Source organism: Streptomyces sp. NPDC059743, from assembly GCF_042732975.1.
GTDB lineage: Bacteria > Actinomycetota > Actinomycetes > Streptomycetales > Streptomycetaceae > Streptomyces.
This window is the reverse complement of sequence record NZ_JBHWGS010000007.1, coordinates 313350-329576: the sequence shown is the minus strand read 5'-3', so window position 1 is coordinate 329576 and position 16227 is coordinate 313350. Positions and strand designations below refer to the sequence as shown.

13 protein-coding genes are annotated in these 16227 nt (G+C 71.4%); 6 read left to right on the top strand and 7 right to left on the bottom strand.

Annotation, left to right across the window (positions count from 1 at the left end; all coding sequences use genetic code 11):
• Window positions 1-23 precede the first annotated feature (23 nt).
• Entirely contained in the window at window positions 24-2432 is a 2409-nt protein-coding gene (gene treY, locus ACFV6H_RS15895) for a malto-oligosyltrehalose synthase (protein ID WP_385541979.1), read from the top strand.
• 115 nt (window positions 2433-2547) lie between these two features.
• On the opposite strand, the gene ACFV6H_RS15890 is transcribed toward treY, so the two are convergent.
• Window positions 2548-3096 (bottom strand): FHA domain-containing protein, encoded by a 549-nt coding sequence (locus tag ACFV6H_RS15890; RefSeq protein ID WP_384787291.1) that lies wholly within the window; start codon window positions 3094-3096, stop codon window positions 2548-2550.
• 270 nt (window positions 3097-3366) lie between these two features.
• Here ACFV6H_RS15890 and ACFV6H_RS15885 point away from each other — a divergent pair, with 270 nt between their 5' ends.
• Both ACFV6H_RS15885 and treZ read left to right on the top strand, forming a co-directional pair.
• Complete coding sequence (locus tag ACFV6H_RS15885; RefSeq protein ID WP_385541977.1) at window positions 3367-4437, top strand: lytic polysaccharide monooxygenase; 1071 nt, start codon at window positions 3367-3369, stop codon at window positions 4435-4437.
• A 288-nt stretch (window positions 4438-4725) separates the two neighbouring features.
• A complete protein-coding gene (gene treZ / locus ACFV6H_RS15880; RefSeq protein WP_385541974.1) occupies window positions 4726-6489 on the top strand; it encodes a malto-oligosyltrehalose trehalohydrolase in 1764 nt (587 codons plus the stop codon).
• A gap of 5 nt (window positions 6490-6494) precedes the next feature.
• Here treZ and ACFV6H_RS15875 read toward each other — a convergent pair whose 3' ends face one another.
• A complete protein-coding gene (locus ACFV6H_RS15875; RefSeq protein ID WP_385542129.1) occupies window positions 6495-7460 on the bottom strand; it encodes a hypothetical protein in 966 nt (321 codons plus the stop codon).
• A 73-nt stretch (window positions 7461-7533) separates the two neighbouring features.
• Window positions 7534-8214, bottom strand: a complete 681-nt coding sequence (locus ACFV6H_RS15870) for a nucleoside/nucleotide kinase family protein (RefSeq protein WP_385541972.1) — start codon at window positions 8212-8214, stop codon at window positions 7534-7536.
• A 46-nt stretch (window positions 8215-8260) separates the two neighbouring features.
• Here ACFV6H_RS15870 and ACFV6H_RS15865 point away from each other — a divergent pair, with 46 nt between their 5' ends.
• The gene (locus ACFV6H_RS15865; RefSeq protein WP_385541970.1) at window positions 8261-8665 is read left to right on the top strand and encodes a VOC family protein; all 405 of its coding nucleotides are present in this window, start codon (window positions 8261-8263) and stop codon (window positions 8663-8665) included.
• Window positions 8666-9017: 352 nt separating this feature from the next.
• On the top strand, window positions 9018-11591 hold the full coding sequence (locus ACFV6H_RS15860; protein WP_385541968.1) for a GTPase-associated protein 1-related protein: 2574 nt from the start codon (window positions 9018-9020) through the stop codon (window positions 11589-11591).
• A gap of 152 nt (window positions 11592-11743) precedes the next feature.
• Here the strand turns inward: ACFV6H_RS15860 and msrB are convergent, their stop codons facing one another.
• From msrB to ACFV6H_RS15840, 4 genes are all read right to left on the bottom strand, one after another.
• Complete coding sequence (gene msrB, locus ACFV6H_RS15855) at window positions 11744-12151, bottom strand: peptide-methionine (R)-S-oxide reductase MsrB (RefSeq protein WP_093599043.1); 408 nt, start codon at window positions 12149-12151, stop codon at window positions 11744-11746.
• Window positions 12152-12160: 9 nt separating this feature from the next.
• Window positions 12161-13582 (bottom strand): UDP-N-acetylmuramate--L-alanine ligase, encoded by a 1422-nt coding sequence (murC, locus tag ACFV6H_RS15850; RefSeq protein ID WP_385541965.1) that lies wholly within the window; start codon window positions 13580-13582, stop codon window positions 12161-12163.
• A gap of 49 nt (window positions 13583-13631) precedes the next feature.
• Window positions 13632-14084 (bottom strand): indole-3-glycerol phosphate synthase, encoded by a 453-nt coding sequence (locus tag ACFV6H_RS15845; RefSeq protein ID WP_384787321.1) that lies wholly within the window; start codon window positions 14082-14084, stop codon window positions 13632-13634.
• Between the two features lie 166 nt (window positions 14085-14250).
• Window positions 14251-15066 carry a pyrimidine reductase family protein gene (locus ACFV6H_RS15840; RefSeq protein ID WP_385541962.1) on the bottom strand — a complete coding sequence of 272 codons (816 nt, stop codon included), beginning with the start codon at window positions 15064-15066 and terminating at the stop codon, window positions 14251-14253.
• A gap of 37 nt (window positions 15067-15103) precedes the next feature.
• Between ACFV6H_RS15840 and zapE the strand changes: the two genes are divergently transcribed.
• Window positions 15104-16198, top strand: a complete 1095-nt coding sequence (zapE, locus tag ACFV6H_RS15835; protein ID WP_385541960.1) for a cell division protein ZapE — start codon at window positions 15104-15106, stop codon at window positions 16196-16198.
• The last annotated feature ends 29 nt before the right edge of the window (window positions 16199-16227 follow it).

The following is a 16227-nucleotide window of genomic DNA, read 5'->3' as shown; positions in this document are numbered from 1 at the left end:
CCGAGCTGGGTACGTACGATCGTATGACGCCCACCGCGACCTATCGGCTCCAGCTCCAGCCGGACTTTCCCTTCGCGGCAGCGGAGCGAGTGGTGCCCTATCTCGCCGCGCTCGGGGTGTCGCATCTTCATCTGTCGCCGGTGCTGGAGGCCGTACCGGGCTCGGCGCACGGCTATGACGTCGTGGACCACTCCGCGGTACGGGACGAGCTGGGCGGTGAGGACGGGCTGCGGCGGCTGGCCCGTACCGCCGAGGAGCACGGCCTCGGGCTCGTCCTCGACATCGTGCCCAACCACATGGCCGCCGCGCCCGCCCACAACCGGGCCCTGTGGGAGGTGCTGCGCGAGGGCCGGGACTCGCCGTACGCCCGCTGGTTCGACATCGACTGGGACGCGGGCGACGGCAAGCTGCTGCTGCCGGTCCTGCCGTCCCCGATCGGCGACGAGCTGGGCGCGCTGCGCGTCGAGGACGGCGAGCTGCGCCACGGCGACGCCCGCTATCCGCTGGCGCCCGGCACCGGGCACCTCCCGCTGCCCGAGCTGCTGGACGCGCAGCACTACCGGCTCGCCTGGTGGCGGCTTGCCCGTACCGAGCTCAACTACCGGCGCTTCTTCACCATCTCCGAGCTGATCGGCGTTCGGGTCGAGGATCCCGAGGTGTTCGCCGCCACCCACGCCAAGATCCTGGAGCTGGTACGGGACGGAGTCGTCCAAGGTCTGCGTGTCGACCATCCGGACGGGCTCGCCGATCCGGAGGAGTATCTGCGCCGGCTGGCCGAGGCGACGGGCGCGACCGGCCGGAGCTGCTGGACCGTGGTGGAGAAGATCCTCGCCGACGACGAGGCGCTGCCCGCCGGCTGGCCGGTCGCCGGCACCACCGGCTACGACGCGCTGCGCCATGTCGACGGGCTCTTCACGGATCCCGCGGGCGCCGCCGCGCTGGAGCGGCACTACCGCGATGTCGCCGGGCCCGTCGGCGACCGCGGCGGCTACTGGGAGGGCACGGTCCGGCGGGCCGCCTACAAGGTCGTCATCCATGAACTGGCCGCCGAGACCTCCTTCCTGGTCCGTACGGCGCGGCGGATCTGCGCCGCCGATCCCGCGCTGCGCGACCACGCGCCGTGGGCGCTGCGTACGGCGGTTCAGGAGCTGCTCGTACGGGTCCCGGTCTACCGCCCGTACACGACGGCGGGCGGCCCGTGCCCGGAGGCGGCCGAGGCCGCGATTCCCGAGGAGGCGGTCCGCCGGGCGAAGGCCGCGTTCGCCGTGGAGCAAGAGGCGACGGCCGTGGACGTGGTGCGGGAGCTGGCGCTCGGCAGGCTCGGTACGGGCCCGGACCACACGGCGTTCTGCGCGCGCTTCGCCCAGACCGCGTCCGCGCTGCGCGCCAAGTCCGTCGAGGACACGGCCTTCTACCGCTATGTGCCGCTGATCTCGGCGAACGAGGTGGGCGGCGATCCCGGACATCCGGCGGTGAGTCCGGAGCGGTTCCACGCGTACTGCGCGCGTCTCGCGCGCGACTGGCCCACCACCGGCACCGTACTGACCACGCACGACACCAAGCGCAGCGCGGACGTACGGGCCGGGATCGCGGTTCTGTCGCAGTGTCCACGACGCTGGTCGGCGCTGCTGGAGCGGGTCACCGGCGAGACCGGAGTGGCGGCGCCGGATCCGCAGCTCGCCTGGCAGGCATGGCAGACGGCGGTCGGTTTCACTCCGGCCACGGAAGGGACCGCGAGGACCGCGAGCCTTCCCGAGAGCTCACGGATGGTGCCTTCCGGCGCGCGGATGGTGCCCGCGCTGCTGAAGTCCGTACGGGAGGCCGGGCTGCACACGAGCTGGACGGAGCCCGATCCGCTGTACGAACAGGCGGTGGCGGCCTTTGTCGAGGCAGGGCCGGCCGGTCCCGCGCGCAAGACGGTCGCGGAGTTCCGGCGCGCGCTCGACCCGTATGTACGGGCCGGTGCGCTGGGCGCGGCACTGGTGCATCTCACCATGCCGGGCGTGCCCGATCTCTACCAGGGCACGGAGCGTACATACCTGGCGCTGGTGGATCCGGACAACCGGCGGCCGTTCAGGACCGGGCCGCCCGACGAGAAAACGGTGGTGACGACGGCCGCGCTCCGGCTGCGGCGTGAGCGGCCCGCGGTCTTCGGCGAGTCGGGGACCTATGCCCCGCTGCCCGCGACCGGCCCGGCGGCGGCCCACTGTCTGGCGTTCTGCCGGTCGGGCCAGGTGGTCACGGCCGTCACACGGCTGCCGCTCGGGCTGGCGGAGGCGGGAGGCTGGGCCGGTACGGAGCTGACGCTGCCGGAGGGCCGCTGGACGGATCTGCTCGCCTCGCCCGGACGGGAGTTCGAGGGCGGCGGTCCGGTCGATCTGACCGTGCTGTTCGCGGACTGCCCGGTGGCGCTGCTGAGCCGACAGGTCTGACAGCTCTCTTCGTGCATCGAAGTGGCCTACGGGAGCGCCCGGTTGACCGGTCCGCGTATCGATGTGCCGACGGGAGCACGGCTGTTGGAAACGGAGACCGGCGCCGGGCGCGCGCTCAGTCCGTGGCCAGCCGGAAGCTCATCTGGCCGAAGCTCACCAGATCCCCGTCATGGACGACGGCCGTCACCGTCACCCGCCGCCCGTTGACCGTCGTGCCGTTCGTCGAGCCCAGATCGCGCAGCACCCACACCCCGCCCTGCATACTCAGTTCGGCGTGCAGCCGCGAGACCGTGTCATGGCTGAGCCGCAGTCCGTTCATCGGATCGCGACCGATACGGAGCGGATACGGGCCCGGCTGCGGCAGCAGCAACTTCGGCAGCCGCTCCGCCTGCCAGGCCCTGCGCAGCCGTACGGAGAACGCGGACGCCCGGCTCACCGCGCCGAACAGCCGCCGTGACCACGGGCTTTCGATCTCCAGATCCGCGGTGAGCAGCTTCAGCTCATCGGCCCGCCGGGCGGACAGCGCGAGATCCATCCGGCGCAGAAAGGTGTCGTGCGACAGCATGCCCTGCGCCGCGCCTTCCCTGAGCACCGCGAGGACACGGTCGCGCTCGGCGTCGGAGAGCCGCGCGGGATACGTGTGGAACTCGAAGGAGGACGTCACATGTGTGATTGTCCGTCGGACGGCCCTGAGGTGTCCAGACGGAACGGGCGCACCGCGGTCCTCCGTTACGTGCGTCGTTACGACCGTTACGAGCGGCGGACCTGACGGAGGCGGCGGAGGCGGAGACTCCGTATCCGCCGTTCCGGCCGGCGCCCGGAATTTCCTGTCGCAAGGCGTTTACAGAACCACTCACCGGCGCTACGTTCCGAATTGGGAGCGCTCCCAGTCACTCATTCGCTTGTCATGATCACGCCGAAGGGACCTCGTGCGATGACTCGCCCCCCACTGTGGTTGTCACCTCCGCGCAGAGCCGTACTGCTCGCCCTGCTCGCCGTCCTTCCCGCCCTTCTGCTGATCGTCGGCGGCAGCGGGACCTCCACCGCCCACGGCACGCCGATGAAGCCCGCCAGCCGTACCTTCATGTGCTGGCGGGACGGGCTCACCAGCACCGGTGAGATCAAGCCCGTCAATCCGGCCTGCAAGGCCGCCGTCGCGGAGAGCGGCACGACTCCGCTCTACAACTGGTTCTCCGTGCTGCGCTCCGACGGCGCCGGGCGGACCAAGGGATTCATCCCCGACGGTCAGCTCTGCAGCGGCGGCAACACCACGTTCTCCGGCTTCAACCAGGCCAGGAACGACTGGCCGCTCACCCATCTCACCTCGGGCGCGCGGCTCGACTTCTCGTACAACGCCTGGGCGGCGCACCCGGGTTGGTTCTACGTCTATGTCACCAAGGACGGCTTCGACCCGACCAAAACCTTCACCTGGGACGATCTGGAGGCACAGCCGTTCCTGACCGTCGACCACCCGGCGGTCACCGGCACCGTCGGCACCGTGGACGGCGCGTACAAGTGGAGCGGCAACCTGCCCGGCGGCAAGACCGGCCGTCACATCATCTATATGGTCTGGCAGCGCTCGGACAGCAACGAGACCTTCTACAGCTGCTCCGACGTGGTCTTCGACGGCGGCAACGGCGAGGTGACCGGCGTCGGCGAGCCCGGCACCACGCCTCCGACCGATCCGCCCACCGACCCGACGGCCACCTGCACCGCGACCAGGAAGACCACCAACTCCTGGTCCGGCGGCTACCAGGCCGAGATCACGGTGAAGAACACCGGCGCCAACGCGATCCTCGGCTGGATGGTCGAGTTCGCGCTGCCCACCGGCCAGAAGGTCGACAGCCTCTGGAACGGCACCGCCACCTACGGAGGACAGGAGGTCATGGTCCATAACGCCGACTGGAACGGCTCGCTGGCGGTGGGAGCCTCCACGACCTTCAGCTATGTCGCCTCGGGAGGACCGCCGGACACCGCCGCCACGGCGCCCTGCTCGGTCCACTGATCCCGTAACCGCCGATCCCGTACGCACGGGCTCACAAGGCCCGTACGCACGGCTCGTACGGCCAGCTCGTACGGCTCGTACGGTTCCCGCACCGGCCCTGTCCGTCGCTCCCTCCCCCACCCGGAGCGGCGGGCCGGGTCCGTCTCCGCCGAGCGTCTCCACCGAGGCTCCACCGCTCCTCCACCCGATTCGCCTCGATCACCGGGCCCCGCGCCGTCTCTCTTGCGACCATGAGAGGGACAGCCGAAAGGCCGCGGCAGCCGGCCTGACGACGAGGGGGAACCGCTCGTGCAGTTCGAGGTATGGGCACCACTGGCGAAGGAGCGGGTCGCACTCCGGCTGGCGGACACCGAGCTGCCCATGGCCCGGGACCCGGAGCGCGACGGCTGGTGGACCGCCGAGGCGCCCGCCGACGACGGCGCGCGGTACGGCTTCGCGCTCGACGGCGGCCCCGTACTCCCCGATCCCCGCTCGCGCCGCCAGCCGGACGGGCCCGACGGCACGAGCGCCGTCGTCGACCAGGCCGCGTACGAGTGGCGCACCTCGTGGCAGGGCCGCGGACTGCCCGGCGCGGTCCTGTACGAGCTGCACATCGGCACGTTCACCCGCGAGGGCACCTTCGACGCGGCGGCGGACCAGCTGGCGCCGCTGGCCGAGCTCGGGATCACCCATGTCGAGCTGATGCCGGTGTGCCCGTTCCCGGGGACTCATGGCTGGGGATACGAGGGAGTGTCGCTGTGGGCGGTCCATGAGCCGTACGGCGGCCCGGAGGCGCTCAAGCGCTTTGTCGACACGGCACACGGTCTGGGCCTCGGTGTCGTACTCGACGTGGTGCACAACCATCTCGGCCCGTCCGGCAACCATCTGCCGCGCTTCGGCCCGTACTTCACCGACACGCACCACACGCCCTGGGGCGCCGCGGTCAATCTCGACGCCCCCGGTTCCGACGAGGTGCGGGCGTATCTCCTGGGCAGCGCGCTGGCCTGGCTGCGGGACTTCCGGCTCGACGGGCTGCGGCTCGACGCGGTGCACGCCCTCGCCGACCACCGCGCGCTGACCTTCCTCGAAGAGCTGTCCACGGCCGTCGACGCGCTCTCCGCCGATCTGGGCCGGCCGCTCTTCCTGATCGCCGAGTCCGACCTCGGCGATCCTCGTACGACCACTCCGCGCGCGGAGGGCGGCCTCGGTGTGCACGCCCAGTGGAACGACGACTTCCACCACGCCCTGCACACCGCGCTCACCGGTGAATCCCAGGGCTACTACGCGGACTTCGCCCGGGAGCCGCTCGCCGCGCTCGCCAAGACACTCAGCCGGGTCTTCTTCCACGACGGTACGTATTCGAGCTTCCGGGGCCGGACCCATGGCCGTCCGGTCGACCGTACGAGAACGCCCGCGCACCGCTTCCTCGGTTACGCGCAGACCCATGACCAGATCGGCAACCGCGCGCTCGGCGACCGGCTCTCCGCCACTCTCCCGCCCGGCCTGCTGGCCTGCGCCGCGCTGATCGTGCTGACCGCTCCGAGCACTCCGATGCTCTTCATGGGCGAGGAGTGGGGCGCTTCCACGCCCTGGCAGTTCTTCACCGACCATCCGGACCCGGTGCTCGCCGAGGCCGTAAGGACGGGCCGGCGGCGGGAGTTCGCGTCGCACGGCTGGGCGGCGGAGGAGATCCCGGACCCACAGGATCCGGCGACACGGGAGCGCTCCTGTCTGGACCGTTCCGAGACCGGGAAGGAGCCGCACGCGCGGCTGCTCGCCTGGTACCGCGAACTGATCGCCCTGCGCCACGGCCAGCCGGATCTCTCCGATCCGGATCTGGCCGGCACGAAGGTGGCGTACGACGAGGAGGCGCGCTGGCTGGCGTACCGCAGAGGCGATCTGCGGATCGCGGTGAACCTCTCCGGCGAACCGGTACGGATCCCACTGGGCGGCAGCCGGCCTCACGACGGCGGCGGCCGGGTGCTCGCCGCGTGGGAGCCGGTCGGACCGCCGGACGAGAACGGAGTGCTGTATCTGCCGCCGGAGTCGGGTGTGGTGCTGGCGGGAGGATGACGGCCCTACGGTCTGTCCGGTGGGTCCTGTTCCACCAGGCGTTCCAGCAGCTCCTGGAAGTCCTCGCCCACCACGATCCGCAGCCCTTCGCCGTCCTCGTCCTCGTCGCTGAGCTGGGTGAGCGTGCCGCTCCGCCACCAGTAGACATACGGGCTGATGGCCCCCGGCGTGTCCTCGTACCCGGAGGCGGCGAAGGAGGCCATGGCGTTCAGCGACGGGATCATGGTGCTGTCGCGGATGACATGGAAGGCGAGCTGATGGCGGAACGGCATCGCGACCAGCGCGCCTTCCGGCGGGATCGGCCGGCCCGTGAGCTGCTCCACGACCGTCTCCAGGGCCAGGACCCGGCTCGCCGTGTAGAAGGAGTCGCCGAGCACCACCTCGAACCGGGTCCCGTCGGAGTCCTTGACGGTCTCGCGGCCCTCGACCGGCAGTTCACGGAGATTGTGCAGCGCACGCTCCCGCAGATGCCGCGTCTCACCGAGCGGCTCCAGCGCCTCGTCGGTGAGCATCATGACGCTCTCGGGAAGATCGAGGGCGAGGACTTCGTACAGCCCCGGCGCGACGGAGCGCGCGTAGCCGAAGGTCTGCGGATCGAGACCGTCCTGGCTGATCACCCGTGGATAAAGCTGGGCGCGGATCTGCTCGGGAGCCAGGGTGTCCAGTGCGGAGGGAGCGTCCATGGTGCGCAGCACCATGCCGACATGCCGACGGATCAGTACGCCCCAGACGCGCGGGCCGCGGTCGTCGTTGTGGCAGACCGCCGCGAGATTGCCCAGACCGAACTGACGTCCGGCGCTGTCCTTCGCCATGTCCGCGTAGAGCGTGACCTCAAGACCTCGCTCGGCGAAGGCCTCGCGGACCTGGCCGCGGAACCGCGCGGCCTCGTCGGCCGAGAAGAAGGAGAAGGCGGGATCCCTCGGTGTCGTCTCGCGACTGTCACGCTTCGGTCCTCGTCGGAACAGCCCCACTCCATCGCCTCCGCTCATGTCCGGCCCGGACCCGGAAGACCGCCGCCGGCCAGTGATCGTCCTACCTCCGATGCTAGTCCGACAGAGGGACAACGAGATCAGCGCGGTCCCGGCCGCGCTCCACGAGCCGGGCATTGGCCTCGTCGGACTCCCTGACCCAGCGCTCCGCGTACGGCCGGTCCTTGCCGTGCCGGACATGCCGGTCCACGAGCCTGCGGACCCGTATCACCGGATCGAGCTCCAGGAACCACACCTCGTCCAGGAGCGTATGGACCGGAGCCCAGGGACCGGCGTCGTGCAGCAGATAGTTGCCTTCGGTGATGACGAGCGGAGTCCCGGGCCCGACGGCGATGCTGCCCGCCACCGGCTCCTCCAGGGAGCGGTCGAAGGCGGGCGCGTAGACGACGGTGCCGGGCTCGGGCGCGCGCAGCCGGGCGAGCAGGGCGGCGTAGCCGGTGGCGTCGAAGGTGTCGGGCGCGCCCTTGCGGCCGGCCCGTCCGAGACGGTTCAGCTCGGCCTGGGCGAGATGGAATCCGTCCATGGGGACGAGTACGGCGAGCCCGCCGAGCCGGTCGACCAGCGCGGCGGCGAGAGTCGACTTGCCCGCACCGGGCGGCCCGGCGATACCGAGGATGCGGCGGATGCGGCGGCCTGAACCCGACCCGTCGTCGGAGTCCGAGCCGTCGTCGGAGTCCGCGAGCCGGCGGGCGCGGGCGGTCAGCTCGGCGATCTGCTGCACATCCATGACCGGCATTCTTCCACCTTGCCCGGCCATCAGTCATACGTATAACGTCCCGCGTATGTCCTTCATCGCCCTCATCACCGTCGTCGTGGACGACTACGACAAGGCCATCGCCTTCTACACCGGCTCCCTCGGCTTCGAGCTGGTCGAGGACACCGACCGCGGCGACGGCTCCCGCTGGGTCGTGGTCCGGCCGCCCGGCTCCGACGGCACCGGTACCGGCACTGGCACCGGTCTGCTGCTGGGCCGCGCCAAGGACAGCGCCCAGCGGGCGAGCATCGGCACGCAGACGGGCGGCCGGGTCGGCTTCTTCCTCTACACCGAGGACTTCGCCCGCGACCACGCGCGCATGCTGGCCGCGGGAGTCCGCTTCGTACGGGAGCCACGCCAGGAGCCGTACGGCACGGTCGCGGTCTTCGAGGATCTCTACGGCAACCTCTGGGACCTGCTCCAGCCCGCGTAGTGTCCCGCGTAGTGTTCGTCCTCGATCGCCGGACACAGCACAGCAGTCCGTCCGGCGATGGAGCACACAGCGCGTACGTTCCGGGGCCGAGTGGTGCCGGGCGGTGTCGCGCCGGTACGGTCGGGCGCGAGGTCGGGGCGGGCTGCTGCCCGGTCCGTACGCCCGCGTGGCTCTCCTCGGCCGCCGGGCCGCCTTCGCGCGTCTCGACGAACGCTTCCCCGCTCACCTGGTGGTTCGCTGACATGACGACCGTCATCCGCCCTTGCTGTGCCGGCCGCTCCCCGGCCGCGCGGCTGTCCGTACCGGCCGCACGGGCCGATATGGACAGGCCGGGACCGAAAGGGGCCGGCGCATGAGCCTGGCGCAGCTCCACTGCACCTCCGCCGTGCCGGGCGCCGACGGATCGCCCATACCCGGCGGGCCGGGCTTCCGCTTCACGGCGCTCACGCCCGGCGTCCCCGAATCGCTCCTCAAGGAGGCCGAGCAGCTCCTCGGGTACGAGCCGCCGCCCGGCGCGCCACTGCGGGCGACCGCCGCCGAACTCGCCTCGTTTCCTCAGTCGTTGAGCCACAGCGTGCTCTCCGACGGCAGCCGGCTGCTGGCCAGGACGGTGTACGCGGGAGCCGACTTCACCGGTGTCTGGGGCACCTTCCACGCCCATGCCGTGCGGCTGCCCGCCGATGCCGCGCTCTCCGCCGGAGCGCCGCCGATCAGCACCTGGGACTCACCGCAGTGGGTGACCGGAGCGCCGGACGGCGGGACGCTCCCGCCGCTGGACCGGCCGCCCTTGTCGCGCGGCTTCGACCGGCGTGAGCTGGAGTCGTTCGCCGCCTCCCGCGCGCCATGGCTCGCCCGGTTCTTCGCCGCCGTGCGCGGGCTGGCCGAGGAGGAGACCGCGCCACGGCTTGTGCTCGTGGAGCGCAACAGCGCCGATGTGGCCCGGTGGATCGCGCTGGCCTGCGCCGTACTGCCGGGCGCGAGCGCCCACCGGCTGACCTTCACCACCTACACCCGGCGCCCTCAGCGGGCCGGACAGCAGATCATCGGTGTGCTGCCGGACGACGCGCGGGAACTGGCCGGGCTCGACCACCGTTACCGCGTGATCGACTGCACGGCGTCCCGGCCGACGGGCACGGCCGGACCGGGCACATCGGCCGGACCGGGCACATCGGCCGGACCGGGCACTTCCGCCGGACCGGGCACTTCCGCCGTGGACGCCTGGGCCGAGACCGCCGCGCAGATCTGGCTGGGCAGGGCTCCCGAGCTGTTCGCGGAGGCGGCGACACTGCCGGGCGCCTATTTCGCCCCGGGCCCGCTCGCCGTTGTCGCGCTGTGTACGGGAATAGCCCCGGGCGCGAACGGCCGTACGGCGGCGGCCACTTGGGCGTACGAGCATGCGAACGCGCTGGACGCGCAGCGTCTTGAGCAGCTCGCCGAGGCCCTGACCGCGCCGGCCGTGGACCGTGGTTCGGCCGAAACGGCCGCGCTGGCACGGCTGTTCGCGGTGCTCGGCGACCGGGCTCCGGCCCGTACGACCGCGCCGCTCGCGGCGCTCGTCCTGACGGAGGCCGTCCGTAATCCGGCCGCCGGGCTCGAACTGCCCGCTCTGCACATCGTGTCGCTGCCCGAGGACCTCAAGCGGCGCCTCGCCGATCAGCTGGCCCCGGAACTCCGCGCGGGCATCGCGGACGGCGTCGGCCCTGACCTGGCCTCCTCGACCGCTCCGGCCTCCACGACCTCCCCGGCCGGCACCTCAAGGGCGGCGGAGCTGCTGCGCGTCGCCGAACTCCTCGGTGTGGACTGCGCGGATCTGCTGCCCGGTCTGGCCCGTCGGCTCTCGCGCGCGCTGATCGCCGATCCGGTGTCGGCGTACACGTCGGTCGTACGGACCGCGCTGGAGGAGTACTTCGATCTGCGCACCACGCTGCTCAGCGAACTCGACGCACTCGCCGCGGACGATCCGTCCGCCGCCGCCCGGCTGTTCGGCCGTATCGACCTTCCTCTCACGGAAGTCCAGGCCATACCGCATCTGCGGATGTGCGCGGAGGTGGCGGGCTCGGCCGACTCGGCGGGCCCGGCTGTCGCGGCGCCGGAGAACGGCGACCGTCTCGCGGTCCTCCGCTCCGTGCAGCGCGCCTGCGGAGTCTCGCCGTTCGCCGAGCCGCTCGTCCTGCGCACCGCCGTACGGCTGGTGTGGGCCGACGGCGCGCCGACTCCCGGCGAGGCCCGGCTGATGCTGGCGGAGACCGGCTCGGACGCCCACCGGACCGCCGGGACCTGGCACACACTCGTCAGGGCCGCGCTCGAAGGTCCGGGCGACAGCCCCGACTCGCCCGGTCTCGCGCACGATCTGCTGCGCGGCTTCCGCGAGGAGCTGGAACCGCGCGTACGGAGCGCCCTCCAGCTTCTCGAATACGCCGGCGAACTCGCGGCGGGCCGGGCCGCGCCCGGCTGGACCGACCGGGCGCTGGCGCTGCGTGCCGCGGCGGAACCGGTCGAACCGGGCGTGCTCGACCAGGCGTTCGGGGCCGTGTGCCGTCAACTGCTCTCCGAGCAGCGGCCGGAGGGAGAGCTGTACGCGCTGGTCCACAGCGGCGACGCGGAGCTCACCGCCGCGTACCGCAGGGCCGCCCATGACGAGCCCGTACGCGAACGGCTGCGTACCGTACCGGCGTTCGCGGCCCACTGCTTCACCACCTGGACCGCGCTGCCCGGCGCGAACAAGACCTGGGACGAGACCCGCACGGCCCTGCTCGACAAGGTGCTGCGACCGGCCGTACGGTCGCTGCCCGCCGCCGACGTCGCCGCCGTCGAGCGCTGTCTGGAAGGTACGGGCGACCGCAAGGCGGAGGAGTTCAGAACGTGGAACCGGCCGGGCGCCCTGGGCCGGCTGGGCATCCGCTTCGGCACCCGCACCCGTCCATGACCGGTCCATGACCGGCGCGTGCCGATGAACGGGCGCCGGTCACGGCCGCGAGCTCAGCCCTGGCCAGGGCTGAGCTCGCGCCGGCTCGGTCCTCGTCGGAGGTCAGCTCTGGTCAGAGGCCGGCTCTCGTCGGAGGTCAGCTTTCGTCGGGGTCAGTTCTCGTCGGGAGTCAGTCGCAGCGAGATCGAGTTGATGCAGTACCGCTGGTCCGTCGGGGTCGGATAGCCCTCGCCCTCGAAGACATGGCCGAGGTGCGAGCCGCAGCGCGAGCAGCGGACCTCGACGCGGACCATGCCGTGGGAGCGGTCCTCGATCAGTTCGACCGCGTCCGTGTCCTTCGGGTCGTAGAAGGACGGCCAGCCGCAGTGCGACTCGAATTTCGTGTCGGAGCGGAACAGCTCGGCGCCGCACGCGCGGCAGGAGTAGACACCGGTGGTCTTCGTGTCCGTGTACTCGCCGGTGAAGGCGGGCTCGGTGCCGGCCTTGCGGAGCACCTGGTACTCCGCGGGCGACAGCTCCGCGCGCCACTGCTCGTCCGGCTTGTCGATGTCGTACGACATGCGCTCTCCTCAGTCGGTCAGACGGGCCAGGATGTGCGGACCGAGGTCCGTGACATCTCCGGCGCCCATGGTGAGAACGAGATCACCGGGTCCCGCCATTCCCGCCACGGCGCCGGCGACCGCGTTCTTGTCGGACACGGCCGTCACCGCGGCGCCCGCCGCCTCGGCCGCGTCGGTGATCAGAGCGCTGGTGACACCGGGAATGGGATCCTCGCGGGCCGGATAGATGTCCAGGACCAGCGAGGCGTCGGCGAGGGCGAGGGCCTGGCCCATCTCGGTGGCCAGCTCCTGCGTACGGGAGAAGAGATGCGGCTGGAAGACGACCAGCAGTCGGGAGCCGGGAGCGGCGGCGGCACGCATCGCCTCCAGGTCGGCCGTCATCTCGGTGGGATGGTGCGCGTACGAGTCGATCACCTGGACGCCCGCGGCCTCGCCCTTGAGCTGGAGGCGGCGCTTGACGCCGGTGTACGTGCCGAGGGCCGAGGCCAGATTGTGCGCGGGAAGGCCCAGCGCCACACCGGCCGCGAGAGCGGCGACCGCGTTGTTGGCGTAGTGGCGGCCCGGGACCGAGACGGTGAAGGTCAGCGGACGGCCGTCGAGCAGTACGGTGACCTCGCTGGTCAGCCCGCGTGCGGTGATCCTGTGGACCCGTACGTCCGCCGTTTCGGCCTCACCGTAGGTAACGACCTTGACCGTGGACGGACCACCGGCCGCCGACCGTGCGCGGACCCGTGACGTCAGCTCGACCGCGCCCGGCTGGTCGGCGGAGATCACCAGCGTGCCGCCCGGAACGATCTTGTCGGCGAACGCCTCGAAGGACTCGTAGATCTCGTCCATCGACGCGTAATTCGCGTGGTGGTCCAGCTCGACATTGAGGACGATCGCGACCTCGGGATCGTACTTCTGGAAGCTCCGGTCGCTCTCGTCCGCCTCCGCGACGAAGATCTCGCCCTCGCCGTGCCGCGCGTTCGTACCGGGCCCGGCGAGATCGCCGCCGATCGCGTACGACGGATCGAGGCCCAGCTCGGTGAGGGCGACGGCCAGCATGGATGTCGTGGTCGTCTTGCCGTGAGTGCCCGCGACGGCGATCGGCCGCAGTCCACGCATCAGCGAGGCCAGCGCGTCCGAGCGGTGCACCACCGGTACGGAGAGCTCCGCGGCCCGCGCCAGCTCCGGGTTGTCGGCGCGGATGGCGCTGGAGACGACCACGCACGACGCGTCGTCCGCGAGATGCGCCGCGGCGTGGCCGATGTGCACGGTGGCGCCCAGGGCCCGCAGCGCCTCCGCGGTCTCCGACTCCTTGGCGTCACTGCCCGCGACCTTGGCGCCGCGCTGGGCGAGGATCTTCGCGATACCCGACATGCCGGCGCCGCCGATACCGATGAAGTGCGGTCGTTCCATGTCGGCGGGGACAGCGGGGGCCGGTGCCATACGTGTTTCTCCCAGGTGCGCGAGCGACAAGAAAACGTGTCGTCCCAGCCTATTCGCTGTGGGCGAAGAGTTTGAGCACCGGTACGCCGACCTTGTGACGTGCCCGGGACGCCCAGTCCCGGTGGAAGAACTCCTCCACATAGTGCGGCTCGGTCAGCACGATCACCTCGTCGGCGCCCGCCGCCTCCACGACTCCCTTGAGATGGTCGAGCGGATGCTCCTCGACCACCTGGCCCGTGGCCTCGGAGCCCTGGGCGCGCAGCCCGGCCAGGGATGCCTGGAGGGCCAGCTCCGCGGGCTCTCTGGCCTGCGCGCCCTCCGGTGTCCCGCCCTCCCGGGCGGCGTCCCGCAGCTCGCCGAGCGCGACATCGTCGATGGCGCGCAGCAGCACATCCGCCTGATCGCCGCGGGGCTGCATGAGCACGACGAAGGACACCGGCTCGTCTCCATGGAGCGTGGTGACGAACTCCACGTCCTCGGGCGTCAGGGGCTTCTCGATCATCAGTACGCTTGTGAACACGACAGGCGCCCTTCGTCTTCATGGACCGTCCGGCCCCACTGCTGAAACCATCCTTCCCCGTGCCCGCACGGGGTCTGCGAGAGTAAGTCTGCCCACCGGAAGCTAACCGGAACGGCGAATTCCGCTGATTGTCGGACGCGGCGGATTGTCAGACGCGGCGATACCGGGTGAAGAGGAACCCGTCCTGCTCCAGGAGCGATACGAGAGCGAACCGTTCGGGTACGGCGGGCCCCGGGCCGCCCGCGATGCGCTGCGCGTATCCGGCCGTCAGCGTCGGAGACACCGTCAGACACATCTCGTCCAGCACACCCGCCGCCACGAACTGTCCGAGCAGCCGTGGCCCGCCCTCGGTGAGCAGCCGTACGAGGCCGCGTTCCGCCAGGGCGTGTACGGCACCGGCGGCGTCCACGCCCGGTCCCTCGCCGGCGATCACCACCTCCACGCCCGCCTTCTCGGCGGCGCGGATCCGGGCCGCCGGTGCCTCGGCGCCGGTGACCAGGATGGTCGGAACGCTCGGTTCACTGAACAGCGGCAGCGAGAAGTCGAGCTGGAGACCGGCGCTGACCACCGCGATGGCCGGCGCGGGGCCCTGGCCGGCCGCCGCGCGGCGCGCGGCGAACGCCTCCCGGGCGCGGGCCGGCCGGTAGCCCTCCAGACGAACCGTTTCCGCGCCGACCACCACCGCGTCGGCGAGCCCGCGCAGCGTTCCGAAGATCCGCATGTCGGCGGCGGAGGAGATGGTCTGCGAGCGGCCGTCGTGCTGGGCGGCGCCGTCGATCGTGGACACCATGTTGGCCCGCAGCCAGGGCCTCCCGTCGGCCCGGGCCGACGAAGGGTACGCGTAGGCGTCCGCCAGTTCGTCGAGCGTCCACTCACGGTCCTCGGCGGCGCGGCCCTCGGCACGCTCCTCGGCGCGCTCCTCGGCCGGGACTGTCTGATCGGTCACAGGGAACAGGCGTCGCATGCAAAGCAGTCTGGCACGGCGCATAGAGTGAAGAGTTGTGTCGTACTCCACCGCCGCCTCCGGCCAACGGTCGGTCACCGAAGCGACCCCGGTCGCCCTCTGCGCACGTGAGCCGCGTGTTCCCGCCGACCGTCTGGTCGCGGACATGGTGCCGCCGCCGCGCTTCGACTCCGTACGTTTCGACACGTACGTACCGGACCCGGGCCAACCCAGTCAGTCCCAGGCCGTCGCAGCGCTGAGCGCGTTCGCCACGGGCCTCGGCGGGCCGCACGGGCCGAGTGCCAGGAGCGCGCGGCGCTGGTTCGCCAAGAAGCCGGCCGCGCCCACCGGCCCGCGCGGTGTCTATCTGGACGGCGGTTACGGCGTCGGCAAGACACATCTGCTGGCGTCCCTCTGGCACGCGACTCCGGCGCCGGCGGAAGAGAAAGCTTTCGGCACCTTTGTCGAGCTGACGAATCTGGTCGGCGCGCTGGGCTTCCAGCAGACCGTGGAGACCTTGGGCGGCCATCGGCTGCTCTGTATCGATGAATTCGAACTGGACGATCCGGGCGACACCGTCCTGATCTCCAGCCTGCTCCGCCGGCTGGTCGACTCAGGTGTGGCGCTGGCCGCGACCTCCAACACGCTGCCCGGCAAGCTCGGTGAGGGCCGGTTCGCCGCCGCCGACTTCCTGCGTGAGATCCAGGGTCTGGCCGCGCGATTCCGTCCGCTGCGCATCGACGGCGAGGACTACCGGCACCGCGGACTGCCCGAGGCGCCCGCTCCGTACTCCGACGATCAGGTGACCAGGGCCGCCTATGCCACCGAGGGCGCGAGCCTGGACGACTTCCCCGGGCTGCTCGACCATCTCGCCAAGGTCCATCCGAGCCGGTACGGAGCGCTCACGGACGGAGTGCGGGCCGTCTGTCTCACGGATGTCACGGCCGTGCCCGACCAGTCGACGGCGCTGCGGCTGGTCGTCCTCGCCGACCGGCTGTACGACCGGGAGATTCCGGTGCTCGCCTCCGGTCTTCCCTTCGACCGGCTGTTCAGCGAAGAAATGCTGAACGGCGGCTACCGGAAGAAATACTTCCGGGCGATCTCCCGGTTGACGGCACTGGCACGGGACGCCAAGGGACTTGTGCCCCAGTAGGTTCGGATCGCACTCGCATCCGCACCACC